The organism is Rheinheimera tilapiae, assembly GCF_042432165.1.
GTDB classification, from domain to species: domain Bacteria; phylum Pseudomonadota; class Gammaproteobacteria; order Enterobacterales; family Alteromonadaceae; genus Pararheinheimera; species Pararheinheimera tilapiae.
In genome coordinates this window covers 2,418,598-2,443,899 of the sequence record NZ_JBHLXP010000001.1, presented here as the reverse complement: position 1 = coordinate 2,443,899, position 25,302 = coordinate 2,418,598, and the positions used below count along the sequence as shown (strand labels likewise).

The window sequence follows — 25,302 nt, the reverse complement described above, 5'->3', positions numbered from 1 at the left end:
TGATGCCGCCGTTTGACAGCAGTGCTTTTTTAAAAACAGTGCCGGGTTCTCCTGGCGTGTATCGTATGTATGGCGATAAATCCCAGGTGATTTATGTCGGTAAGGCCAAAGACTTAAAAAAGCGCCTGGCCAGTTATTTCCGCAGTAATGTCGATAGTGTCAAAACCCGAGCGTTAGTGGCAAACATCGCTCTGGTCGAGTTCACGGTGACAAACAGTGAAACAGAAGCGCTGATCCTGGAAAACAACCTGATCAAGCAATTCATGCCCAAATACAATGTATTGCTGCGCGACGATAAGTCGTTTCCTTATATACTGCTGACCGATCACAAACATCCGCGTATCACCGCGCATCGCGGTCCAAAAAAGGTGCCAGGGCAGTATTTTGGCCCTTATCCCAGCGCCGGCGCGGTTTGGGAAAGTCTGAAGTTGCTGCAGAAAGTCATTCCGATCCGGCAGTGCGAAGATGGCTTTTACCGGGCGCGCACGCGGCCTTGCTTGCAATATCAGCTCAAACTTTGCTCTGCACCTTGTGTTGGCAAGATCTCCGACGAAGCTTATGCCGGTCAGGTCCGGCTGACCCGATTATTTTTGCAGGGCAAAAATCAGCAGGTTATTGAAGATCTGGTGCAACAAATGGATGCGGCCAGCACCGCGCTGGATTTTGAATTGGCGGCACAATTGCGTGATCAAATCATCGCACTGCGTAAAGTGCAGGAACAGCAAGCCGTCAGTGGTGACCACGATGAAATGGATGTCCTGGGCTTCTGTTATTTGCACGGCGTTGCAGCTGTCCATGTGCTGTATGTGCGCGACCAAAAGATCCTTGGCACTAAAACCTATTTCCCAAAACTACCGCAACAAACTGAAGCAGATGAGATTTTTCCGGCCTTTTTACTGCAGTTTTATCTGAACAATATGGGTGGACAGCAGATCCCGCGGGAAATCGTCATTGGTGAACCGCTGGAAGATGCGGATAGCATTGCGGCAGCTATCAGTGCGGCGGCAGGACGCAAAGTAGTGCTGAATCCGGCCAAACGTGGCGAGAAGGCGCGTTATCTGGATCTAGCCAATAAAAATGCCCGTACCGCCTGCGATACTAAAGTCAGTCAGGCGGCACATATGGCTGCGCGGTACCGTGCACTGAAACAAACGCTGAAACTTGACGCCCTGATGCGGATGGAGTGTTTTGACATCAGCCATACCATGGGCAGCCAGACAATGGCCTCTTGTGTGGTGTTCAATGACAAAGGTCCGGACAAAGCCGAATACCGGCGCTTTCATGTTGAAGGCGTGACACCCGGTGATGATTATGCGGCGATGCGTTTTGCCCTACAAAAACGCTATGGCAAATTGCAGGACGAGGTGAGGGTACCGGACATTGTGCTGATTGATGGTGGCGCCGGACAACTGAATCAGGCAATTGAATTTTTTGCTGGCTGGACGCTGGCGAAACGGCCGCTATTGCTTGGCGTTGCCAAAGGTACCAGTCGTAAGCCAGGCCTGGAAACCTTGCTGATCAACTCAGCGCAGCATGCGATTAACCTGCCGGCGGACGATCCGGCTTTGCATTTGATCCAGCACATTCGTGATGAAGCGCACCGTTTTGCCATTACCGGGCATCGCCAGCAGCGCGGGAAAAAGTTCACGCAAAGCCCATTGGAAAATATTGCCGGAATAGGTGAGAAACGCCGGCAAGCTTTGTTACAATACCTCGGTGGTTTGCAAGGCGTACTGAAAGCTTCAGTCGCTGAGCTGGCGACAGTGCCCGGGATCTCCAAAGCGCAGGCGGAGTTGATTTATCAGGCCTGTCATAACAACTAAAAAAATGCCCAGAATTGAGATTTATTGATGTGGAATGTGCCTAACCTGTTAACTTTGTTCCGGATTTTTTTAATTCCTGTCTTTGTTTTCTGCTTTTATTCAACCCATGAACATGCCCGTTTTCTTGCCGCTTTTGTGTTCTGGCTAGCGGCTATTACCGATGCTTTAGATGGCTATCTGGCGCGAAAACTCCAACAATCCACCGCTTTTGGTGCATTTCTGGATCCGGTCGCAGATAAAGCGATGGTCGCTGCCGCACTGGTACTGGTCGCTGTGGATATGCAGACTTTATGGGTGACTATTCCGGCTTTTGTTATGATCAGCCGTGAAATCATCATCTCCGGTCTACGCGAATGGATGGCTGGCCTTGGTGAAGGCGCTCAGGTCAAAGTGTCGGAAATGGGCAAACTGAAAACCGCGGCACAAATGCTGGCGTTAATCGGTTTGATTTGGCAACCAGTGTCGTGGATCACCGATTTAGGCATGCTGTTATTGTTTATCGCCACTGTACTGACCGTCTGGTCAATGGTGGTCTATTTGCAGGCTGCTTGGAAATATCTGCAACAAAATTAGGTGCTTCGCACACAAAAACTGCAGTTTTGCTAAAAATTGAGCAATCAGTTCAGCAGTGCCAAGTTTTGAGTTGACGGATTTATTAAACCCAGTAGAATGCAGCTCGTGTTAAGGCAAACGCCTTTTCAGATGAAGCGGGCATAGCTCAGTTGGTAGAGCGCTACCTTGCCAAGGTCGAGGTCACGAGTTCGAGTCTCGTTGCCCGCTCCAAATAATCTGAAGAGTGTCTTGATGGCGGGTTGGCAGAGTGGCCATGCAGCGGATTGCAAATCCGTCCACCTCGGTTCGACTCCGGGACCCGCCTCCATTTAGTCGTAATAGACTGAATACACAGTTAAAAACGTTGTCTGCCCGGGTGGTGAAATCGGTAGACACAAGGGATTTAAAATCCCTCGCTCGAAAGGGCGTGCCGGTTCAAGTCCGGCCCCGGGCACCACTTACTGTCAACACCATAGCAGTAAGTACAAATTTATGCGGGCATAGCTCAGTTGGTAGAGCGCTACCTTGCCAAGGTCGAGGTCACGAGTTCGAGTCTCGTTGCCCGCTCCAAATAAAAGCAAAAAGGTCTTTGGAAACAAAGACCTTTTTGCTTTTTATGGGAAAGCTGTCATTGCTGATTTAAGCTGCAGCCGCTCCCGGCCAAGCTGTCTCACGGAAGCATCAATCTGATGCCAGAGAATCGTCCTCCCCATGGAAAGGGCCAGCCTGTTTTGGACGAACTTCAGCTTGTTTGTGGAAACTTCAATATGGATCTGCTTGCAGATATTATCGGTATGGCCGGCACGTCGTTGGTGGTCGGTGCGTTTTTCCTGTTACAACTCAACAAAGTGTCACCCAAGGGGCTGACGTACAATCTGATGAACCTGATCGGTGCGTTGTTTTTGTTGTTCAGCCTTTGTATCAATTTCAATCTGGCCAGCTTTGTTATCGAAGTGTTCTGGATCGCGGCATCTGTAATTGGTCTGATGCAATACCGGAAGAACAAAAACGCTGTGCAAACCGCTTAGCAAATGGCACTAGTGCAATCACAAGTGCAATGAACAAACCGGGCTTTTGCCCGGTTTGTTGTTTTTAGTCGTTAGAGCCAAAACGGTAATACTAACTGACACCACAGCGTGATCAGCAGCACCCCAGCAAAGTTAAGTACGACACCCGCTTTGATCATGTCGCGGATGTTGAGCTGACCACTGGCAAATACAATCGCGTTAGGGGGCGTACCGACCGGCATCATAAAACCGAGACTGGCTGCGAGCGCAGCAGGCACCAGCAGGTAGAGCGGTGACAAATCCAGACTGAGCGCCACCGGGCCTAAAATTGGCAAAAAGGCCGCAGCCACAGCGGTATTGCTGGTCAGTTCGGTTAAAAACACAATTAACAACGCCACGGCGGCAATAATCAACAGCGCCGGCACCCCGTGTAACCCTTGAAACCATTGTGCCAGCGCGTCCGACACGCCATGTTGTTGCAATTGACCGGCCAGACTCAAGCCACCACCAAATAATAACAACACGCCCCAGGGCAGCTTTTCGCTGTCTTGCCAGTTCAATACGGGCTGAACCCTCGATGGCGCGGGTTCTGCCGCTAAACTTTCCGCCAGCGGATGCTGCACCGGCAACAGAAATAACAACATCGCTGCGCTGAGGGCAATCACTGTATCGCTCAGGGCCAGACCGCTCCATTGGCTTAATAGTGGCTGGAAGATCCAACAGAGCGCAGTGATTAAGAAGATTACCGCAACCAGACGTTGTGGCCTCGTCACTGCACTTGCATTGTCTGGTGCATGCTGTACTACAGGCGTCAGTAAATGCAGCCGAAAATAGACCCGGCCGAGCCAGAACCAACAAACCAGTAGCATCGAAAGCGCTAGCGGAACCCCAAGTAACATCCACTGACCAAAACCCAGTTTTATCTGATAAGTTTTTTCCAGAAAGGCGGCTAATAACGCATTCGGTGGCGTGCCAATTAAAGTCGCGATGCCGCCAATACTCGAGGCATAGGCCACGCCTAATAACAAAGCCGGCGCCAGCACCTTTTGTTGCTGCAGAGGTGCTACAGCGACAACCGACAGCGCGATAGGCAACATCATCACTGCAGTTGCGGTGTTGGACATCCACATCGATAGAAACGCCGTGATGGTCATCAGCGCTGCGAGCTGTTGCACTGGCGCGGTCCCAACCCGGCGGAGTGCCCGAATGGCTATCTGCTGATGCAAACCGGTTTTTTCCAGCGCAATCGACAAACAAAAGCCACCAAAAAACATAAAAATCAGCGGATGTGCATAGGGCGACGTCGCTGCTTCTGCACTACTGATGCCAAACAGCGGAAACAACAGCATCGGCAATAACGACGTAACAGGGATCGGAACTGCTTCACTGATCCACCAAATCACCATCCAGCCGGTGATACCGCAGAGTAGACTGGCAGTGCTGCTTAGGCCCGGAATGTTCCACAGACTGAAAAACAACAGGCAAGCAGGCCCTGCCAGTATCCAAAACAAAGTGAGTCGGGACATAGATTTCCACAACAAAATGCCGGTTGATTCACTGACTCTAACTGCTTTTGATGTCACAATCATCCATTTGTTGTTTCTGTCGTAAGTCGACAGACTTGGACACAGTCTGTATCTCAGTTAGACTCGGCACAACTATCAGAAAGGAGCAGTTAAATGCTGGCTTTACAACGATATTTTCCTGACATATCCCCACTGGTGTTTGGCTGCATGGGCCTTGGCGGTGACTGGAATTCACCAACAACGACCGCTGAGCAACAACACCAGGGATTTAGTGCAATCGAAGCCGCGTTGGAGCTTGGTTTTAACTGTTTTGACCATGCCGATATCTATACCCGCGGCAAAGCGGAGGCTGTTTTTGGCCAATTTCTGGCGGCCCAGCCAGAACTGCGGGAATGCTTAGTGTTACAAAGCAAATGCGCCATTCGTTTTGCTGATGCCGATCATGTCGGCCGTTATGATTTCAGTGCCGGTTATATCGCCGATAGCGTCGAGCAAAGCCTGCGCCGGCTACAAACTGAGTACCTGGATATCCTTTTGTTGCACCGGCCGGATCCATTGATGCAAATCGACGAAGTGGCGGAAGTGCTGAGCCGGTTACAACAAAGCGGCAAAGTCCGGCAGTTTGGCGTCTCTAACTTCGGCGCGCCGCAGCAACAACTGCTGCAATCGGCGCTGCAGGAACCTTTGGTCGTTAACCAGTTGCAAATGAGCCTGGCCAATCTGGACTGGCTGGAAGCGAATGTGCTGACCGGCATGCCACAAGGTGCCGGTCATTATTTTGGTTATGGCACTGTTGAATACTGTCAGCTGAATAAAGTACAAATTCAGGCCTGGGGCAGTTTGGCGCAAGGCCGTTTCAGCGGCGCCGGCAAAGATTTATCAGCCAATGAACAGCGCACCGCTGATTTGGTAGCAAGGCTTGCTGCTGAGTATCAGGTCAGTGCAGAAGCCATTGTGCTGGGGTGGTTATTGCGCCATCCGGCCGGCATACAGCCGGTGATTGGCACTGTTAATCCGGCACGGATCCGTGCTTGTAGTCAGGCGCTTGATGTGGAACTGACGCGCGAACATTGGTATGCGCTTTATGTCGCTAGTCGTGGTCAGGCTCTGCCGTGAGCCAGTGCAATAGCTTGTAAGTGAAACAACACAGGAAGGATTCAGATGGTTACGCAAAGTTTTACGCTCACCAACACCGGTAAAATCGAGTTTGCGCCGGGACAAAAATCAATTACCGCCAACAAAGGCGAGTCGGTGCAGTTTGTTTTGACCAATAACAGTGGCCAGACCTTGCTGGATTGGGGACTTTATTTTAACAATCCATTTGATGTCAGCAATTCACTGCGTTATTCGTTTGGTGATCTACAGCCAAACGGAAATGTCTATACGGCGGAGAAAACCATCAGTCTTGACACGGCTGAGGCTAAAGTTGCGAAGTACAACGCTTATGCGATTTACGTCACGGTGCAAAACAGCAGCGGCACTGTGACCATTTTTCAGCGCGACCCTGAGATCATCGTGAACGGCGGAGACGTCGAAGACTAGAAATTCACGTTAACTTGACGTTTGCTTTTCAACTATATAGAGCTGGCGGGCTTGTTCCTTTCAGGGCGCGTCAGCACCTGTTGCTGCATTATTTGTTTGAATTCTGGTTCAGACTGCAGTGCATCAAAGTCATACCCTAACGCCAGTGCGGCTTGCAGATAGTCGACAGCTCGTTGGCGTTCACCACTAATCTCACAGATTTGCGCTGCATTGATCAATTGTTGAGGTTTCTTCAAAGCACCTGCAGCCTTGAGTTCTTGCAAGGCTTGCCGGCTTTGGCCGTTTTTCGCCAGATAAAGACCCAGTCTGAGTCGTGCGTTTTGCAGCTTTGGCGTTTTCTCCAACAGCAGAGTGACCAAACGGATCGCATGCTGATAACTCTCTCGCGCTTTGTCCGGTTGTTGCGCCCAGCGATAGCTGTCTGCCAAATTGCCCCACAATTGGTAACTATCTGGTTTTAACTCGACAGCCAACGCAAAGTGCGCGCTGGCCTCGGCATACTGCTGCTGATAAAACAGCAAAGTCCCGATGTTCGAATGATTGACGGCGTCGTTATCGATGGCGACCGCTTGTTTAAATGTCGTCAGTGCAGCTGAGTAATCGCCGCGGCTGAATTGAATTGCGCCCAATGTCTGCAAGACTTGTGCATTGTTCGGTGCTAAACCGGCGAGTTTGCGATAACTGCGTTCAGCCTTATCCAGCTGCTGGTGCTGATAATAAAACACCGCCAGCGCATTGATAAAATACCAGTTTCGGCTGATCTCTGCCGCTTGCTGAAACTGTTGTTCAGCGGCAGCGGTTTGGCCAGCCAGATCAAAAGCGCGGGCCTGACCATGGATTAACATGGCATTGCCTGGTTCCAGTTGCAGCGCTTGACTGAACAGATCGATTGCCCGGGGATAGTCGCTGCGCAATTTAGCAATTTCAGCTTGTAGCGCCAGTAACCTGCTAGTTTTAGGCAGTTGCTGCGCCAACGCGTTAGTTAATTGCTCAGCTTGTGGTAACCAGTGGTGGATATCGCGAACTCGTGCCGTCTGTAACATGGCATCGATCAGGGCAAAGCGCGCTTCGATAAACTCAGGATCTGTTTGTACCGCGCTTTGCAGTTGTTGCAGCGACTTCTCGATATTATCTTTGTAATCATGGCGATAGAGATAGCTGATGCCGGTCAGATACGCTTTATACGCCGTATCATTGGTTGCGCTGCCTTTGGACAGTGGTAACGCATCCGGCAGCTGCCAGTTCAACAAGCGCACCAGCTCAGTTCTGACTTGCTGTTGTGCCAAATCCCAGTTGTCTAATGCCAAATCAACTTCAGTAGATTTCAGGATGCGGCCATCCGCGCCGTTTTGCAGATTCAGTGACAGTCGCCGGGTATTGCCAAGGTGCTGCAAGCTACCGCTGATCACTAGCTCGGTCTGAAATTGCTGGTAAATGGCTTTGCTACTGACTTCTTTGAGCTGGGCGAGTTCTGCAGGGGGAAGTACCCAGACATTACCATTATGCTGGCCTATTTGCGCTAAATCCTGGCTCAGGCTAAGCGACATCCCGGTCAGGAATTGTTGCACCGACGGATCTGCACCGATATTTTGCAGTGGCACTAGCGCCAAGGTTTTGCCCTGACTGAGTAAACTCTGTTTATCGACGCTTTGCTGACCGAGCCATAAACTAAAGATCAGGATAAGCGGGGCAATTGCGACCCAGAATTGCCAGCGCACCAATGGATACCAGATGCCTAAGCGCTGGCGTTGTATTAATTCCTGCTGCAGTTTCGCTAAGAATACGGCGACTTTACTGAGGTCCGCCGGACGTTGTGACGGATGGGGGGCCAGACATTGTTCAATCAGGTTTTTAAGCGATTGCGGCAGTGCCGCCGGTTGCCCTGCAGGTTGTTTGATCTGCTGCACAATGGCTTGCATGGTTGCATCGGCATTTTCGCGCAGAAATGGATGCACGCCATAACAGAGCTCGTACATGATCACGCCAAAGGCAAAAACGTCACTTTGGATTGTGGCATCGACGTCGCTTTGCAGAAGCTCCGGCGCCATATAGGGCAAAGTGCCTTTGATTTGATGCGCAGTTGTGTGTTGCGACCACTGCGTGTTCAGCTGACTGGACAACATCGGCGGTAGGCCGGCGCCTTCGGTTTCTGCCTGCTGTTGCAAGCGTCGTTGTCGGCTAGCCATACCAAAATCGAGAATTTTGACTTGTTGCGCCGGCAGGCAAACCATCAGATTGCTTGGCTTTAAATCGCGGTGGATCACGCCGGCCTGATGCGCACTCGCCAGACCTGCGGCTATCTGCTGCAGCAAATTCAATTTATCCGCTAAGCTCAGCGGGCGCTGTTTGTAATGATCCAGCGTCTGACCCTCGAGCCATTCTGTGACGATGTAGCTTTGCTGCTCAGTGCGGGAGATATCGTAAACAGTGACGATATTCGGGTGTTGCAATGAGGACGCAACGCGGGCTTCTTCTAACAATTGCTGCTGATGAAACTGGCCTTGTCGTTGTAATTGCAACACTTTGAGTGCAACCGGACGTTGCAGGGCTGCGTCATAGGCCTGATAAACAATGCCCATACCGCCCTGGCCAGCCTGGCGCAGCAACTGGTAATGGCCATAAGGTGCGGCAGGCGGCAGATCGCTAGTGGGTAGGCTCTGACTGGCCGCATCGCTTGGCATCCAGGTATCCAGCTGCGACGGAAATTCAGACTGACAGAAATCACATTGGTCGGAAGACGCTGCATTGGGCATGTCACACTGCTGACAGATCACGCGTTTCTAACCCCTTGAGCCGGATCTGAGCGTGTCGCTAGCGGTATCAAGCAGTTGCAAGGTGGCGGGTTTGTGTGCACAAACGCGGTTTTTTCCACTGTTTTTTGCCTGATACATTGCCTGGTCGGCACAATCAATGAAGCGGTAAGCCAGATTGTGCAGGGCGTGGTGGAAACCGGCTACACCAATGCTGGCGGTGATCTTTAAGCTTACGCCTGTAACCAGCGGTTCGAGCGCGGCAATATCGGCGCGGATGCGCTCTGCATAAATCAATGCACTGTCCGGTGAAGTGTTATTGACCAGTACCACAAATTCTTCGCCGCCCAATCGGCCAACCCGGTCGGCCTTTCGGGCCAGCGTTTTTAACAGAGCTGCGACACAGCGCAAGACTTCATCACCGGCAAAATGGCCGTATTGATCGTTGATTTGCTTAAAATTATCTAAGTCGATAAAAATCAGGCTACAAGGCTGACCATAACGTTTGGCCTGCTCCATCGACAAGGTGATTTGTTCTTCTATCATACTGCGGCTGCACAAGCCGGTCAGATCGTCACACAGCGCCCGGCTGATGGTAATAGCGTTTTTCAGCGCCAGACCAAGCTGGGCCTGCAATGTTTTACAGAACGTTTCCTGCAGCTGGTTAAAACCATCGGTATGAGTGGTATCCAGATACAGCAGTGCCAGCGTTTCTCCGTTAGCCTGCAGCGGCATGGCCAATACACCGGTGACTTCGACCTCCGGACGTGGCGAGACAAAGCGGGACAGTTGCTGTGCTGACAGCAGTCTGAACTCCTGGCGTTCAAAACACTCACGGGCGATCCACTCGCTAAAGGCCGGGCCATCCGTCGCATGCGGTGGGGCATAGTTCCAACAGGCTTGCCGTTGTAGTGATTGACCGCGTTTATCTGCCATCAGCACAAAGCCGCGGCGGGCACCCAGCACTTCAGCAATCATCGGCACTGCATGTTCGAGCAGTACCAGATAGCCTTGCGTTTGATTGACTAGTGTATTGAGGCGTTGCAACAAGCTGTTTTGGGCAGACCACTGTTGTGCAGCTTGTTGTAATTGCTGGAATTGCTGACACAAATGTTGCTGTAAGTCAGATAACGGCTGGGCTTGCTGGCTCAACTGTATTAAGGCGCCCAAGCTGTGTTGTTGCATATCATCGATGCGGTGTTGCAGATCATGTAAAGCCCAGACAGCAAAATCCTGTTCATGGTGATGCGCGGCGTCGTATCGCAAAGAAACTTTTTGTCGGCCAAACAATAATTCACATTGCGGTGGCAGCAACATACTTTGTGCCGGTTGCAATAAATGTTGATCGAGTTGGGTGCCAAAGCGAGAGCCTTTGTCTCGCAGTGCCGGGCCTTGTGCCGTCAGAAAAATTTCAGCATGTTGGCGCGACACACTGCTGTCATGCAAAACCAACAGGTTGACCGGATCTCGCCCAATCGAAACAGGCGTATCGTCCAGCGTCAGGCGCACCGAATGATGCTTATCGCCTTGCAGCCAGTCGAGATCAAGCACCATGGGCTCACTCATGTGATGCACTCCGAAACGTCAGGAGCCAGACTGTAGATGATTCCAGTTTGTGGCTACAGCTCGTTTATGTCCTGCGCATGTTCAGCGCTGTTCAGGATAAAATCGCTAATTTGCCGAGTTTATACCCGATTTCACCCCTGTAACAGTGTCAAATGCAGATAACCGCAATTTTGCCATGCTATAGGGCATGTAGCATGGCAATGGTGGTAAATCGATTAAAAGCCTTGCAGATATTGTTGTTTTGGCTGCTGCAGAATGGTCTCCCAGGAGCCGTAGGTTGGGTTAGTCAGCATAAACCAGCGAGATCCCCAGTATGGCTGGTATTTTTCCACCAACTCAAAGCGTTTGGCTGGGGTGATATTGCTTTTAACCTGCGGCAGAAAATCGCCAAAATCATCGCCCAGCAACATAATGACGCGGTATTGTTGCGCTGCTTTTAACCGACGACTTTCTTTTTCAGAGGTCCAGTCTTTTTGCTCGGATTTCAGCCACAGCTGACTGGCATCAACCTGCTTGATCCCGGTAGCCTGCAGATTTTTCAACGTATCGTTTTTTTGCGGGCAACTGTCTTTTACTGCAGCTCTTGGCGAACATTCCCGGTTACTGATGTACAGCACGGTTACGCCATTCTGGCCGGCCAGGTTGAGGAAGTCGACGGCTCCAGGCACAGCTTTGGCTTTGGCAGCGGCGACCCAGTTATCCCAGCGTTTGCCGTTAAAACCATGGTCCTGTTCCAGAATTGCCTGTGCTGCTGCCGGTGAGTTATCCAGAATGGTTTCGTCAATATCGACGATGATTGCCGGTGGCAGCTGCTGGAAATCGGTGGTTTGGGTTGGCAGTGCCGACCAGTTTCGGTCGCTCAATGCGTCTTTTAACGTCAAACTGGCCATTTTGTAAGTTTGCAGACTGTTCGCACGAAATTCTGCTGACGTCTGATACCACAAAGTGGCATTGAAGTTATCGTGTGGGACAGAGACCGCAGCAGCGGCAAACAAAATAGCGGCGGAGAGGGCCATAGACGAGTCCTGGAAGCGGAAAAACGTCGATCATACTGGGTTCAGGCCGAATTTCAACAGGTGCCCGGTTTATTGCCGGTTTCCTGCGCTAAAGCGCTAGCAGCCTGTCGTGACTGTGCCTGCACAAGCAAAAAAAGGCAGCTTGCGCTGCCTGTTAAATTCGTTACATATTTGGATAATTTGGGCCGCCACTGCCTTCCGGTGTGACCCAGCGGATATTTTGTGAAGGATCTTTAATATCGCAGGTCTTACAGTGAATGCAGTTTTGCGCATTGATTTGCAGACGCGGTTCACCGGCTTCCTGACCAACAATTTCATAGACGCCAGCCGGGCAATAACGCTGGGCCGGTTCGTCATAAATCGCCAGATTTACTTTGATTGGAATCGCACTGTCTATCAGCTGCAGATGGCAAGGCTGCTCTTCTTCATGGTTGGTGTTGGACAAAAACACCGACGATAATTTATCAAAGCTCAGTTGTTGGTCTGGTTTCGGATAGTCAATTTTGGCACAGGCCGACGCTGGCTTCAGACAGGCATGGTCGACGCTGTTATCTTTGAGCGTAAAAGGCAGTTTGCCGCCAAACCAGTTCTGGTCGACCATGTTAAAGGCGCCGCCCAGAATAGAGCCGAACTTGTGCATGGCCGGACCGAAATTACGCGAGCGGTACAGCTCGTCGAATAACCAGCTTTGTTCAAAACGGCCTTTAAAGCTTTGCAGATCCTGACCACCCGCATCACCGCGGCTCAGTGCGTCAAACACAGTTTCGGCGGCCAGCATGCCGGATTTCATCGCGGTGTGATTGCCTTTAATCTTGGCAAAGTTCAGCGTACCAGCATCACAACCTAACAACAGACCACCCGGGAAGGTCATTTTCGGCAGGCTGTTCAGGCCGCCTTTGGCAATGGCGCGCGCGCCATAACAAACACGCTTGCCGCCTTTGAGATATTGCGCAATCACCGGATGATGTTTGTAGCGCTGGAATTCGTCAAACGGGCTTAAATGCGGATTGCTGTAGTTCAGGTCAATGATGAGGCCCACGACGACCTGGTTGTTGTCCGCATGGTACAGATAACCGCCACCAGACGTGCCCTGATCTAAAGGCCATCCAGCGGTATGCACGACCAAACCTGCTTGATGTTTATTTGGATCTATATCCCAAATCTCTTTAAAACCAATCGCATAGTGTTGCGGTGAACAATCTTTGTCGAGTTGATAATGTTTGATCAGCTCTTTACCCAGATGGCCACGGCAGCCTTCAGCAAATAACGTGTATTTTGCGCGCAGTTCCATCCCGGCGACAAAACTGTTTTTCTGCTCACCATGCTTATCCAGCCCCATATCACCAGTCACAATCCCTTTGACCACATTGTCTTCAATGATCAAACTGGCGGCACTGAATCCTGGGAAAATTTCAACGCCAAGCGCTTCAGCCTGACTTGCCAGCCAGCGACTAACGTTACCCATCGATACAATATAGTTCCCGGTATTGTGCATGGTTTTTGGCACCGCAAAATGCGGAATCAGGCGCGAATCGTCGGCGTTTTGTAGTAAGTAAATGTCGTCATGACTGACTGCTGTGGTTAAAGGTGCGGCTTTTTCCTGCCAGTCTGGGATCAGTTCATTCAGTGCCCGCGGTTCAAACACCGCACCGGATAAGATGTGGGCGCCAACCTCAGAGCCTTTCTCTACGACGCACACGGTGAGCTCTGAACCAGCGGCTTTTGCCTGTTGCATCAGTTTAATTGCAGCTGACAAGCCCGCCGGACCGGCACCGACTACGACTACATCAAACTCCATCGATTCCCGTTCCATTTGCCACCTCACTGCTATGATTTGCGCTGCATCAACTGTTTAATAACACTTGGCTGCTATTCTTGTGTAGTTTTTTTAAAAGCGTTGCTGGCAAGGGTATTTCAGGTTGACGTTAACGTCAACACTGGTTAGATTGTCCGGCATTGAAATGGTCTGAAGTTTACCTTCGCGTAAACTTGACCCGAAAACAGCAGGGGTGTGCATTGATGAAAATTCTGGTGCCGGTCAAACGGGTGATTGATTACAACGTAAAAGTGCGGGTGAAAGCCGACCAGAGCGGCGTGGACCTGGCCAATGTCAAAATGGCGCTGAACCCTTTCTGTGAAATTGCAGTAGAAGAAGCGATCCGGTTAAAAGAAGCGGGTGTGGCGACTGAAGTAGTTGTGGTGTCGATTGGACCTGGCGTTGCGCAGGAACAGCTTCGTACCGCACTGGCCTTAGGGGCTGATCGCGCTATTCTGCTGGAAACAGAACAAAACCTTGAATCACTGCAAGTGGCAAAACTATTGGCCAAAGTGGTTGGCACTGAGCAGCCGCAACTGGTGATCCTGGGTAAACAAGCGATTGATTCTGATAACAATCAAACGGCACAAATGCTAGCAGCCTTAACTGGTATGGGTCAGGGCACTTTCGCTTCGAAAGTGGTTGTGGCCGACGGCAAAGTGAACGTAACGCGTGAAATCGACGGCGGCCTGCAAACAGTTGCATTAAATCTGCCAGCAATCGTTTCGACTGATCTGCGCTTAAACGAGCCGCGTTATGCATCTTTGCCGAACATTATGAAAGCGAAGAAAAAGCAGTTAGACGTGATTGCAGCCGACTCGTTGGGTGTGTCGTTACACAGCCAAATTAAAGTATTAAAAGTCACGGCGCCTGCAACCCGTCAGGCCGGTGTGAAAGTCGATTCTGTCGATACTCTGATCGACAAGTTAAAGCATGAAGCGAAGGTGATCTGATGACCATTTTAATCATTGCCGAACATAACAACGTTTTATTAAAAGCCGACACAGCCAAAACGCTGACTGCCGCTCTGGCAATTGGTGGCGACATTCATGTATTGGTTGCCGGTCAAAACTGCCAGACTGTCGCCGCAGAAGCTGCTGCGCTGCACGGTGTCAGCAAAGTGCTGGTGGCCGATGCTGCGGTTTATCAACATCAGTTAGCCGAAGAAATCGCAGCATTAGTGCTGTCGGTGGCTGCAGGCTACAGCCATATTCTGGCGTCTGCGACCACGCACGGGAAAAACTTCCTGCCACGCGTCGCTGCAATGCTCGATGTCGGCCAAATCTCCGACATTATTGCGGTAGAGAGCGCCGATACTTTTGTCCGCCCAATCTATGCCGGTAACGCCATTGCGACTGTGCAAAGTGCAGATGCAATCAAAGTCATTACTGTGCGCAGTTCAGCCTTTGCAGTGACGCCAAATGGTGGCTCCGCCGTGATTGAAACGCTGGCGCCGGCCACTGCTGCTGGTTTATCGGTATTTGTCGATGAGCAACTGACTAAATCAGAGCGTCCTGAACTGACTGCGGCTTCTGTAATTATCTCTGGCGGTCGTGGCATGCAAAACGGCGATAACTTCAAGTTACTCGAGGGCATTGCTGACAAGCTGAACGCTGCTATTGGTGCCAGTCGTGCTGCTGTCGATGCTGGTTTTGTGCCGAATGATATGCAGGTCGGTCAGACCGGTAAAATCGTGGCGCCGGATCTGTATATCGCGGTCGGTATTTCTGGTGCTATCCAGCATTTAGCCGGTATGAAAGATTCCAAAGTCATTGTCGCAATCAACAAAGACCCGGAAGCACCAATATTCCAGGTGGCGGACTATGGTCTGGTCGGCGATTTATTCGCCATCCTGCCGGAACTGGAAGCGAAACTGTAAATTCGGTTGGCAGCGTGACAGAAAGTCACATAGCAAATGAATAGAAAAAAGCTGCTGGTTGAAACCAGCAGCTTTTCTTATGGCCGTCGCAGTCTGGAAGAATCGTTACAGCACGCCAGGGCCAGAGGCCCTGTGCCTGATCAGCGACTGAATTGCACGTCAAAACTAACCGGTACAACCAATTCAATCCGGTTTAACTTGGCGATGTCCTGCAGTTTTTTCACGCCACCATCCAGTTTGAACTCAGTGGCTTTCACCAGTACTGGTGCTTTGGTAAACGCCAGCAGTCGATTGTCCGCCAATTTCACCACGCTGATATCAGCAGTCACTTTTTGTGTTTGATCGACAATCGTCAGTGTCAGTTCGACTTTCTCGTTGTGCACAGCGCCGGTTTTTAATGCACCGATTTTGCCAGCATCCAGCATGCCACTGGCTTTGATTTGTGGGAATTTGCTGGCGTTAAACAAGTGTTCTAGCATCCGCTCATTACGGATCGGAATCATTGTATCAAGGCCTTGCACCGGGATCTGCACGCTGAACTGGCCATCATCTGCCCACTGACCCTGCAGTTGTTTAAAGCTGTGTGTTTCGGCAACCACATCGTTTTTCACTGTGACAAAACGCAACGATGACTGCGCCGGATCCAGTTGCCAGGCGGCTTGTGCATAACCTGCGGTTAACGCCAGCGCGACTAGTAATTTTTTCATAACAAACTCCATTTGGAACCAAGGGGGGAAGGACAGTAGCATACTGGACAGCGAAAACAGGTCCAAGTTTATTCAGACCAAAAATCCGCAATTTATCGCAGATATAAAAAAACCGCCGGGAGCGGTTTTTAACAACGTTATGCGTTGGCCTGTAAGGTAAGCGCCACGGACGGCAGCGCATAAAAAACCGCCGGGAGCGGTTTTTAGCAACGCAAGGCGTTGGCCTGTAAGTCAGCGGCCAAAGTTAACGGATCAGGCAAACCCAGCCTTTGAGGTAATGACCTTCCGGATAAAAACTGGCGATCGGATGATCTTTGGCCTGGCTCAGTTTCTCAATAAACAAACAATCGCGGCCGGCGTCTAACGCAGCATCCGCCACAATTTTCTGGAACAGGCTGTCTTCCATCAGGCCGGAACAGGAAAACGTCAGCAAGAAGCCGCCTGGTTTGACGATTTGCATCGCGACGCGGTTGATATCTTTGTAACCACGGCAAGCGCCCATCAACTGCGCTTTGCTTTCGGCAAATTTCGGCGGGTCTAAGATCACCATATCAAACTGACGGCCTTGTTCTTTGTACTGACGCAGCAATTTGAATACATCAGCTTTGGTAAAATCGAGTTGACTCAGGTCCAGTTGATTTAGCTCTGCATTGCGTTTCGCAGTCTGTAGTGCCAGTTCCGACATGTCGGCGTTGATCACATGGCTGGCGCCGCCGCTTAAGGCTGCGACGGCAAAAGTGCCGGTGTAGCTGAAGCAGTTCAGCACGGTTTTGCCTTTGGCGTAGCGTGCGGCGGCCGCACGGCTGTCACGTTGGTCCAGATAAAAACCGGTTTTGTGGCCATTCACCACGTCGACCAGGATCTGCATCCCATTTTCCAGAATGGTGACTTCGCCGCTGTCGCGTGGTGCATGTAACCAGCCAGTGACAGGCGGCAGGCCTTCTTTTTTGCGCACATCAACATCGGAACGTTCATAAATGCTATGGTCGGGGAATAGTTGCCGCAATGCCGCGACAATATGGCTGCGCTGATAATCGGCGCCGGCGCTTAACAGCTGGATCACTAAGATATCGTGGTACAGGTCAATGGTGACGCCGGGCAAGCCGTCGGATTCAGCGGCCACCACGCGGATACCATTGGTCTGGCTCAGGTCAAATAATTGTTGCCGCACTCGCCAGGCGGCGCTGATGCGGCGCAGGAAAAAATCGGCATCAATGGCTTCGGCTTCGTCAAAAGACCAGACCCGCACGCGGATCTGTGAATCGGGTGAATAAGCACCGTTAGCGATAAAGACGCCGTCGGCGCTGCGGATCGTGACTGTTTCGCCGCTGTTGGCATGACCTTTCACCTGTTTAACCGCTTTGGAAAACACCCAAGGGTGGCGGCGTTTAAGTGATTTATCGCGATCGGCTTGTAAAATGATGCTGGCGGCCATAAAAAGTCCTGAGTGAGTGTACGGGCAGGTGGACACATGCTGACAGCATCAGCGCCGACACCTGAAAAGGGCGCCATTTTAGTCCGCCTGAACAAAAAGCTAAAGTAAAACCGCGTCTGCGGTTTAGAACCACGTGAAAGAGGGATCCTGATGCTTTTTTTATCTGAGTTGCCGGCAACGATGCAGGCGATTGAAGTTGACGCCGAACACCAGCTGCAATTTGTCAGTCGGCCGTTACCGGCGTTAAGTCATGGTGAAGTGCTGATTAAAGTAGCTGCCGCCGGAGTGAATCGGGCCGATCTGGTGCAGCGCGCCGGATTTTATCCGCCACCGCCGGGTGACAGTGACATTCTGGGGCTGGAAGTTGCGGGGACAGTGGTGGCTGTCGCTGATCAAGCTGATGCGAAGTGGCTAGGCACTGAGATATTTGGCTTAGTACCCGGTGGTGGTTATGCGCAATATGCCAGAATGCCGGCCGCACATCTGCTGCAAAGGCCCGCAGCTATGCCAGTGGCAACCGCAGCAGGCTTTGCCGAGGTATTTTTGACGGCCTATCAGGCGATGTTTAGCCTCGGCGGTTTAGAGGCCCATCAGGCGGTGTTGCTACATGCCGGCGCCAGTGGTGTGGGGACTGCGGCTATTGCGCTCGCTAAAGCCGCTGGTGCCTATGTTGCTGTTACGGTTGGTTCAGATGACAAAGCTGCAGCCTGTCTGGCGATGGGGGCGGATGTGGCGGTCAATTACAAAACTACTGATTTTGTCACTGTGCTCAAAGATGCAGCCCCGCAGGGTTTTCAGGTCATTGTCGACCCGGTCGCCGGCGATTATTTGCCGAAAAATCTGCAATTGCTGGCGCTGGATGGCCGGATTGTAGTGCTGGCGATGCTCGGTGGTCGTACCGTGCCGGCTTTTGATTTAACCCAGATGTTTAAAAAACGCGGTCAGTTGCTGTGCTCGACGCTGCGTAACCGCACTGATGATTATAAAACGGCGCTTATCGCTGATTTTATCCAGCAATTTGGCCTGCAAATGCAAAACGGAGCGCTGTGTCCGGTGATTGCCCAAGTGTTGCCATGGCAACAGGCCGACGAGGCCCACCAGCTGTTGGCGGGCAATCAGCTGGTGGGGAAAGTGGTGCTGACCGTCGATTAATCGACGGGCTTGTCCGGTGTAGACTGCGGATCAGGCACTTTGACAACACCCGGCTCCTGTAGCGATAAATCCAGTTCAAATTGCGCTTGTTCATCCGCCGGCGCCGGCACATCGTCACTCTGCGGGTAACGCGCAGACCGCATCTGGGCGTCGACCGTGGTCTGGTCGACGCGTGGGTCTAGCGCTGCGGCTAGCGGCGAGCCGACTAAATCGCCGGCGGCCATCATGTAGTCTTTTGGCGCGATTTTTTCCTGTTGTTTCTGCTGATAATTGACTTGTTGTAAGCGCACAAACAACAGCGCGGCGACTGCAGCCATAAAGGCATACAACATATTGCTGCCACCCAGTTGCATAAAGGCCGATGCCAATAAAGGCCCGATACTGGCGCCCAGGCCAAACGTCAGCAAGATGGTCGCCGATAACGCCACCCGTTCATGTTGTTCAATATTCTGATTGGCCAGCGCGGCGCCCAGTGGATACAACGTAAACGCGAACACGCCAAATACAAAAGTGAACCCCAGCTGCAACCAGCCACTGAGCGGCAATAGCGCCATCGCCAGCACCAAAATGCCCAAAATCACACTGTTGGTGCGAATAAGCCGGCTACGCCGGACCCGATCTGACAATTTCCCCATCGGCCACTGTGCCAGCAAGCCGGCCATGACCGTCGTGGCCATATAGGCCGCGACCTGTTCCGTATTCATGCCCTGACTGGCGGCAAAGGCGGGGGCCAGACCATAAAACGAGCCGACAATCACGCCGGCCATTGCGATAGTGGTCAGCGACTGTGGCACTTTTTGCCAGAACACTTTGATTTGCAGCGGCGCTGGTTTTAAGGGCTGCGGGTGAATGCGCCGGGTTAATGCCAGCGGCACAATGCAAAGAGCAAAACAGATCGCGACCAGCAGCAGCGGTTTAATCGTCAGTTCCGGGTTCAGGCTCATCGCCCCCTGGCCGAGCACCAGGCCCAGATAAGACACAATCATGTAGCTGGCAAAAATAGTGCCGCGGTTTTTGCTGTCGGCCTGCTCATTCAGCCAGCTTTCCAGCACCATGTACTGACACATCATGCACATACCGACAATAAGCCGCAGGACCAGCCAGATCTCCAGCTGTTCTACCAGCGCATGGCCAAGCGCCGAAGCCGTTACGACGCCGGCACTGGCGACAAAAGCACGAATATGGCCGACCCGGGCTATTAAACGATGGCCGATTTTTGAACCTAACACCAGCCCGAGGTAATAGGCGGACATCATGGCGCCGATCCAGACTTTGGCGACGTCCATCGATGCCAGCTTCAAACCGAGATAGGTCGTTAATAAACCGGCAGCCAGCACCATTAACAAGGTGGCGCCATACAATGACGAAAAAGAGCGGATAGTCGCCGCCATGCTTCATCCTTTTTTCTAGTGCGTAGCACAAGACCCGGCGGGTCTAGCACATAAAAACAAAACCGCAGCCCAAGCTGCGGTTTTTCATGGTTTTATTTAACCCGCATCCCTGGGGTGGCACCGTCATCCGGGCTTAACAGGAAGATCTCGCTGCCACCCGGGCCTGCGGCCATTACCATGCCTTCTGACATACCAAATTTCATTTTACGCGGCGCCAGATTCGCTACCATCACCGTCAGACGGCCAACCAGCTGTTCTGGCTGATAAGCGGCTTTGATGCCGGCAAACACTTGACGTGTTTCGTTGCCTAAATCCAGCTGCAGGCGTAGCAGCTTATCCGCGCCCTCGACATGCTCAGCACTGACAATTTTGGCGATCCGCAGGTCGAGCTTGGCAAAGTCATCAATATTGATGGTCGGTGCAATGGCTTCAATGTTATCGGTCGCAGATGCGACGGCTGCTGGCGCGGTAACAGGCGCGGCAGGCTGCAGATTGTCTTTGGACGCATCAACCATCGCCTGGACTTTGACCGGATCCACACGTTGCATCAACGCTTTAAACGGCTGGATTTCGTGATTCAGCAATGGCTGCTGATAATTGTCCCAACGCAATTCGCTGTTTAAAAATGCTTCCACTTCTTTGGCCATATTCGGCAGCACCGGGGCTAAATAATGCATCAGCACGCGGAACAGATTGATGCCCATAGAACAGACATCCAGCGTTTCCTGTTGTTTGCTGTCGTCTTTCGCCAGCACCCATGGCGCTTTGGCGTCGATATACTGATTGGCTTTGTCAGCCAGCGCCATGATGTCGCGGATGGCACGGGCATATTCACGTTCTTCAAACGACGCCGCGATGCTGTCACCCTGTGCGACAAATTCGGCAAAAAGTTCTGGCTCGGCCAGCGTTGCCGATAAAGTACCGTTGAATTTTTTCGTCACAAAGCTGGCACAGCGGCTGGCGATGTTGACGACTTTACCCACCAGATCGGCATTCACTTTCTGCGAAAAATCGTCGAGGTTCAGGTCGAGATCCACAATGCCGGACGTCAGTTTCGACGCGAAATAATAACGCAGATACTCCGGATTCAGATGCTCAAGATAAGTGCGGGCCTTGATAAAAGTGCCGCGTGATTTTGACATCTTGGCACCGTTAACGGTAACAAAACCATGCGCGAATACACTGGTTGGTTTGCGGTAACCGGCGCCATGCAACATCGCCGGCCAGAACAGGCTATGGAAATAAATGATGTCTTTACCGATGAAGTGGTAAACCTCAGCGTCCGAATTCAACTGCCAGAACTGGTCGAAATCAACGCCGGTTTTGCTGCAGTAATTTTTGAAGCTGGCCAGATAACCAATCGGCGCATCTAACCAAACATAAAAGAACTTGCCCGGAGCGCCCGGAATTTCAAAACCAAAATATGGCGCATCGCGGCTGATGTCCCATTGCTGCAGGCCGTCTTTAAACCATTCCTGCAGTTTATTCGCCATCTCGTTTTGCAGCGCACCGCCACGGGTCCAGTCCTGCAACATTTGCTCAAAGGCCGGTAAATCAAAGAAATAATGCTCAGAATCTTTCAGTACCGGTGTCGCGCCTGACACTACCGATTTTGGATTTTTCAGCTCGGTCGGGCTGTAAGTCGCGCCACAAACGTCACAGCTGTCGCCGTTTTGATCCAACGCGCCACATTTCGGGCAATCGCCTTTGACAAACCGATCCGGCAGGAACATTTGTTTTTCCGGGTCAAACAGCTGGCTGATTGAGCGGCGTTTGATATAACCACCGGCGTCGAGTTTGGTATAAATCTCTCTGGCAAAAGCTTGGTTTTCGCTGCTGTGGGTGCTGTGATAGTTGTCAAAACCGATCAGGAATTCGGCAAAATCAGCCTGATGTTCAATCGCGGTCTGGGCAATCATTTGTTCTGGCGTCAGGCCAAGCTGCTGCGCTTTTAGCATGATGGGCGTGCCATGGGCGTCATCGGCACAGACGTAATAACACTGATGACCACGCGCTTTTTGAAAACGCGACCAGATGTCGGTTTGAATATATTCGAGCAAATGCCCAAGGTGGATAGGGCCGTTAGCATAAGGTAAGGCGCTGGTGATTAAGATTTTACGTGTCGTCATGAACCGGCTCTGTATCGATGAATGCAATGAAAACAATGGGGGACATGATACAATAGCCAGCCTCAAAGCGCGACACTGCCGGCGCAGTTGTCCGCAGCAATTCGTGTGATCTTCGTGTGACCGATGGAGTCGCCGCGATCTGGTTGTCGCCCATACAAGGAACAGCTTGTGTTTTCATTCTGGAAAAAATCCACGACCACGCCACAGACTGACTGGCCTGAATCTCTGATCAGCCTGCTCGGTCAGCCTTTTTCTGCGGTGTTACCGCTGGCACTGACTGAAATTGCCGACATGTCATTAAACAAAACTGAGCTTACCCTGACGTTGCCATTCCCGGCGGCATGGCTTGAGGCAGAGCTGCAGCAACAACTGGATGCACGGGCGCTGGCATTGCAGGCGACTGTCAGCTGGCGCAACGAGTTACCGGCTGCATTTAGCACCGTAAAACAAGTAGTACTGGTCGCGTCCGGCAAAGGCGGTGTCGGCAAATCGACGACAGCGGTGAATCTCGCGGTTGCGCTGGCGCAACAAGGCGCCCGCGTCGGGTTGCTCGATGCTGATATTTATGGACCGTCCATTCCGCTGATGCTGGGCGAAGCCCAAAGCCGCGCCACTTCGCCGGATGAGAAACATTTAAATCCACTGCAGAAATTCGGCATCTATCTGCAGTCGATTGGCTTTTTGGTCGATCCGGAAAATGCCACAGTCTGGCGTGGCCCGATGGCCAGTCAGGCGCTGATGCAGTTGGTCAATGAAACCTTGTGGCCGGAGCTGGATTATCTGGTCGTGGATATGCCGCCAGGTACCGGTGACATTCAGCTGACGATGTCGCAAAAATTACCGGTCGCCGGCGCCGTGATTGTCACCACACCGCAGGATGTGGCGCTGGCGGATGCGAAAAAAGGCATCCAGATGTTCCGGCAGGTGAACATCCCACTGTTGGGATTGATTGAAAACATGAGTTTTTATCAGTGTCCAAAATGTGGTCACGAAGATGATATTTTTGGTACTGCTGGCGGACTGGAATTGGCGCAGCGTTATCAGGTGCCGGTGCTCGGGCAATTGCCTTTGCAGTCAGCCATCCGTGAAGCCGGTGATGCCGGCAGTCCGATTGTGTTGCAAAAAAACCACCAAACCGCTGAAATATATCAAAAAATGGCACAGCAGCTGATCTTCACTTTATACTGGCAAACCCGGCTCAGCCCGCAACAGGCTGTCGAAATAATAATGACGGATGATTAACATGAGACTTTGTGATCGCGATATCGAACAATATCTGGCGGAAGGCCGGATCCAGATCGAACCCAGACCAGCCGCCGATATGATTAGCGGAGTCAGCGTTGATATCCGGCTCGGTCATAAATTCCGCACCTTTCGCGCTTACGCCGCGCCGTTTATTGATTTGTCCGGTCCGCGCGAAGAAGTGCAACAGGCGTTGGACTCCGTGATGAGCGATGAAATTGTGCTGACCGACGATGAAGCATTTTTTCTGCATCCGGGCGAGCTGGCGCTGGCCATTACCCTCGAATCTGTCACGTTACCGGCCGACATCGTCGGCTGGCTGGACGGGCGCTCGAGCCTGGCCAGGCTGGGTCTGATGGTGCATGTCACGGCTCACCGGATTGACCCGGGTTGGTCAGGCAATATTGTGCTGGAATTTTACAACAGTGGGCGCTTACCGCTGGCGCTTCGGCCTAATATGAAAATTGGCGCGCTGAACTTTGAATTGATGACCGGGGAAGCGGCACGACCTTACAACAAACGCGAAGACGCCAAATACCGAGCGCAAAGCGGGGCGGATGCCAGCCGGATTGGGCAGGATGATCCAGGTCACGCCTGAGTCAGCATCGCAATATTCAAGCTGCAGAAATTAAAAAGCCCATACAAAACGTATGGGCCGAAGCAATAAAGCAAAAATGAAGCAGGGCAATTATGCTGGATTTTTGCTTGTCTATGCAAGATCACGTCGCAGCTTTTTTGCTACAGCGCAGCGTTTTCAGGTTTAAGTCAGGCAAAAATACTGCATAAATAGCCAAATGGCGCCTGATACAGAAGGAACTTCGTGATGAAACTGACAGATATCGGCCGCTTATTGCTACTTGCCGCGATCTGGGGCGCGTCGTTTTTATGCATCCGTGTCGCAGTGCCAGCATTTGGTCCTGGCTCATTAATGACGGGACGGGTGGGGCTTGCAGCTTTGTTTTTAGCGATCATCGGGTTGTTGTGGCAAAAACGGCTGATTTGGCGCGGTAAAGTACGGCATTTCCTGCTGCTGGGGCTGATTAATTCAGCATTGCCATTCTTCTTGTTTGCGTATGCAGCGCATTGGTTAACGGCGTCGGTGTTATCAGTACTGAATGCCACGGCGCCGATTTGGGGTGCAGTACTTGGCGTGTTGTTTTTCCGCCAGCCACTTTCAGCCAGACTGGCATTTGGCCTGTTGCTGGGGGTGACCGGTGTGGGTATTCTGGTCGGGTTTGACGCCGTGGTACTACAACCTGATGCCGGGCTGGCCATTGCGGCCGGCGCAGGTGCAGCCTGTTGTTACGGTCTTGCCACTCATTACACCCGACGGGCCGAAGCGGTTGAGCCGTTCGCCAATGCGCATGGCAGCATGTGGGGCGCGCTGTTGTGCTTGTTGCCAGTCGCACTACTACAACCGCCGGTCGCGGAGCCGACCGTCTGGCAAGCCGGAGCATTGTTGATGTTGGGCGTGCTTTGTACCGGCGTGGCTTATTTGCTGTATTTTGCGCTGGTGCGAGATATCGGTGCCACGCCAACGTTAACGGTCACCTTTTTAATTCCGGTGTTTGGTGTCAGCTGGGGGGCGTTGTTTCTAGGCGAAACTGTCGGCTGGCATACATTGGTTGGCGCGTTGACGGTGTTAACCGGTACCGCTTTAGTGACTGGTGTGTCTTTGACGAAGTTATGGCAACAAATGTACGCAAAAGCGTAAAAAATTAGTTATTCAGAAAGAGTTCAGAATGCCGGCCCTATAACTGGGGCAATGC

The 25,302-nt window shown here is 51.9% G+C and carries 20 protein-coding genes and 4 tRNA genes; 15 read left to right on the top strand and 9 right to left on the bottom strand.

The genetic code is table 11. The features are described from left to right. The first annotated feature begins 2 nt into the window (after window positions 1-2). The 7 genes from uvrC (at window position 3) to ACFFJP_RS10530 (ending at window position 3,403) form a co-directional block, all read left to right on the top strand. Entirely contained in the window at window positions 3-1,823 is a 1,821-nt protein-coding gene (gene uvrC, locus ACFFJP_RS10560) for an excinuclease ABC subunit UvrC (protein ID WP_377243171.1), read from the top strand. A 27-nt stretch (window positions 1,824-1,850) separates the two neighbouring features. After that, a complete protein-coding gene (pgsA, locus tag ACFFJP_RS10555; protein ID WP_377243169.1) occupies window positions 1,851-2,396 on the top strand; it encodes a CDP-diacylglycerol--glycerol-3-phosphate 3-phosphatidyltransferase in 546 nt (181 codons plus the stop codon). Between the two features lie 134 nt (window positions 2,397-2,530). Continuing rightward, window positions 2,531-2,606: transfer RNA gene (locus ACFFJP_RS10550), tRNA-Gly, on the top strand. A gap of 23 nt (window positions 2,607-2,629) precedes the next feature. Beyond that, window positions 2,630-2,703: transfer RNA gene (locus ACFFJP_RS10545), tRNA-Cys, on the top strand. Between the two features lie 42 nt (window positions 2,704-2,745). Next, window positions 2,746-2,832 (top strand) — tRNA-Leu (locus ACFFJP_RS10540). Window positions 2,833-2,869: 37 nt separating this feature from the next. Further along, window positions 2,870-2,945, top strand: a tRNA-Gly gene (locus ACFFJP_RS10535). 119 nt (window positions 2,946-3,064) lie between these two features. Beyond that, window positions 3,065-3,403: a CBU_0592 family membrane protein gene (locus ACFFJP_RS10530; protein ID WP_377243167.1), complete on the top strand. Its 339-nt coding sequence runs from the start codon at window positions 3,065-3,067 to the stop codon at window positions 3,401-3,403. A gap of 71 nt (window positions 3,404-3,474) precedes the next feature. On the opposite strand, the gene ACFFJP_RS10525 is transcribed toward ACFFJP_RS10530, so the two are convergent. Further along, window positions 3,475-4,908, bottom strand: a complete 1,434-nt coding sequence (locus ACFFJP_RS10525; RefSeq protein WP_377243165.1) for an SLC13 family permease — start codon at window positions 4,906-4,908, stop codon at window positions 3,475-3,477. Between the two features lie 153 nt (window positions 4,909-5,061). On the opposite strand from ACFFJP_RS10525, the gene ACFFJP_RS10520 reads away from it, so the two are divergent. Continuing rightward, window positions 5,062-6,024: an aldo/keto reductase gene (locus ACFFJP_RS10520; protein ID WP_377243162.1), complete on the top strand. Its 963-nt coding sequence runs from the start codon at window positions 5,062-5,064 to the stop codon at window positions 6,022-6,024. A gap of 45 nt (window positions 6,025-6,069) precedes the next feature. Beyond that, window positions 6,070-6,450 carry a hypothetical protein gene (locus ACFFJP_RS10515; RefSeq protein WP_377243160.1) on the top strand — a complete coding sequence of 127 codons (381 nt, stop codon included), beginning with the start codon at window positions 6,070-6,072 and terminating at the stop codon, window positions 6,448-6,450. Window positions 6,451-6,482: 32 nt separating this feature from the next. On the opposite strand, the gene ACFFJP_RS10510 is transcribed toward ACFFJP_RS10515, so the two are convergent. The 4 genes from ACFFJP_RS10510 to ACFFJP_RS10495 all read right to left on the bottom strand — a co-directional run bounded on the left by ACFFJP_RS10510 (window position 6,483) and on the right by ACFFJP_RS10495 (window position 13,595). Then, a complete protein-coding gene (locus ACFFJP_RS10510; protein ID WP_377243158.1) occupies window positions 6,483-9,203 on the bottom strand; it encodes a protein kinase domain-containing protein in 2,721 nt (906 codons plus the stop codon). Window positions 9,204-9,230: 27 nt separating this feature from the next. Further along, window positions 9,231-10,766: a diguanylate cyclase gene (locus tag ACFFJP_RS10505; RefSeq protein ID WP_377243156.1), complete on the bottom strand. Its 1,536-nt coding sequence runs from the start codon at window positions 10,764-10,766 to the stop codon at window positions 9,231-9,233. Between the two features lie 215 nt (window positions 10,767-10,981). Beyond that, window positions 10,982-11,782 carry an HAD family acid phosphatase gene (locus ACFFJP_RS10500; RefSeq protein WP_377243154.1) on the bottom strand — a complete coding sequence of 267 codons (801 nt, stop codon included), beginning with the start codon at window positions 11,780-11,782 and terminating at the stop codon, window positions 10,982-10,984. A 163-nt stretch (window positions 11,783-11,945) separates the two neighbouring features. After that, window positions 11,946-13,595, bottom strand: a complete 1,650-nt coding sequence (locus ACFFJP_RS10495) for an electron transfer flavoprotein-ubiquinone oxidoreductase (protein ID WP_377243152.1) — start codon at window positions 13,593-13,595, stop codon at window positions 11,946-11,948. A gap of 206 nt (window positions 13,596-13,801) precedes the next feature. On the opposite strand from ACFFJP_RS10495, the gene ACFFJP_RS10490 reads away from it, so the two are divergent. Together ACFFJP_RS10490 and ACFFJP_RS10485 are read left to right on the top strand one after the other, a co-directional pair. Next, complete coding sequence (locus ACFFJP_RS10490; protein ID WP_208931523.1) at window positions 13,802-14,551, top strand: electron transfer flavoprotein subunit beta/FixA family protein; 750 nt, start codon at window positions 13,802-13,804, stop codon at window positions 14,549-14,551. Further along, window positions 14,551-15,477, top strand: a complete 927-nt coding sequence (locus ACFFJP_RS10485) for an electron transfer flavoprotein subunit alpha/FixB family protein (protein ID WP_377243149.1) — start codon at window positions 14,551-14,553, stop codon at window positions 15,475-15,477. The genes ACFFJP_RS10490 and ACFFJP_RS10485 overlap by 1 nt, the downstream gene beginning before the upstream one ends. A gap of 140 nt (window positions 15,478-15,617) precedes the next feature. Here ACFFJP_RS10485 and ACFFJP_RS10480 read toward each other — a convergent pair whose 3' ends face one another. Beyond that, a complete protein-coding gene (locus ACFFJP_RS10480; RefSeq protein ID WP_377243147.1) occupies window positions 15,618-16,184 on the bottom strand; it encodes a YceI family protein in 567 nt (188 codons plus the stop codon). Window positions 16,185-16,428: 244 nt separating this feature from the next. Beyond that, a complete protein-coding gene (locus ACFFJP_RS10475; RefSeq protein WP_377243145.1) occupies window positions 16,429-17,619 on the bottom strand; it encodes a class I SAM-dependent rRNA methyltransferase in 1,191 nt (396 codons plus the stop codon). Between the two features lie 150 nt (window positions 17,620-17,769). On the opposite strand from ACFFJP_RS10475, the gene ACFFJP_RS10470 reads away from it, so the two are divergent. Further along, the gene (locus ACFFJP_RS10470) at window positions 17,770-18,771 is read left to right on the top strand and encodes an NAD(P)H-quinone oxidoreductase (protein ID WP_377243143.1); all 1,002 of its coding nucleotides are present in this window, start codon (window positions 17,770-17,772) and stop codon (window positions 18,769-18,771) included. Here the strand turns inward: ACFFJP_RS10470 and ACFFJP_RS10465 are convergent. Then, window positions 18,768-20,162, bottom strand: coding sequence for an MFS transporter (locus ACFFJP_RS10465; RefSeq protein WP_377243141.1), 1,395 nt, complete (start codon window positions 20,160-20,162; stop codon window positions 18,768-18,770). The two genes, ACFFJP_RS10470 and ACFFJP_RS10465, sit on opposite strands and share 4 nt — an antisense overlap. 92 nt (window positions 20,163-20,254) lie before the next feature. Next, window positions 20,255-22,291 carry a methionine--tRNA ligase gene (gene metG, locus ACFFJP_RS10460; RefSeq protein WP_377243139.1) on the bottom strand — a complete coding sequence of 679 codons (2,037 nt, stop codon included), beginning with the start codon at window positions 22,289-22,291 and terminating at the stop codon, window positions 20,255-20,257. A gap of 168 nt (window positions 22,292-22,459) precedes the next feature. Here metG and apbC point away from each other — a divergent pair, with 168 nt between their 5' ends. From apbC to ACFFJP_RS10445, 3 genes are all read left to right on the top strand, one after another. After that, entirely contained in the window at window positions 22,460-23,533 is a 1,074-nt protein-coding gene (gene apbC / locus ACFFJP_RS10455; protein ID WP_377243137.1) for an iron-sulfur cluster carrier protein ApbC, read from the top strand. Window position 23,534: 1 nt separating this feature from the next. After that, entirely contained in the window at window positions 23,535-24,131 is a 597-nt protein-coding gene (dcd, locus tag ACFFJP_RS10450) for a dCTP deaminase (protein WP_208931515.1), read from the top strand. A gap of 225 nt (window positions 24,132-24,356) precedes the next feature. Then, entirely contained in the window at window positions 24,357-25,247 is an 891-nt protein-coding gene (locus tag ACFFJP_RS10445; RefSeq protein WP_377243135.1) for a DMT family transporter, read from the top strand. The last annotated feature ends 55 nt before the right edge of the window (window positions 25,248-25,302 follow it).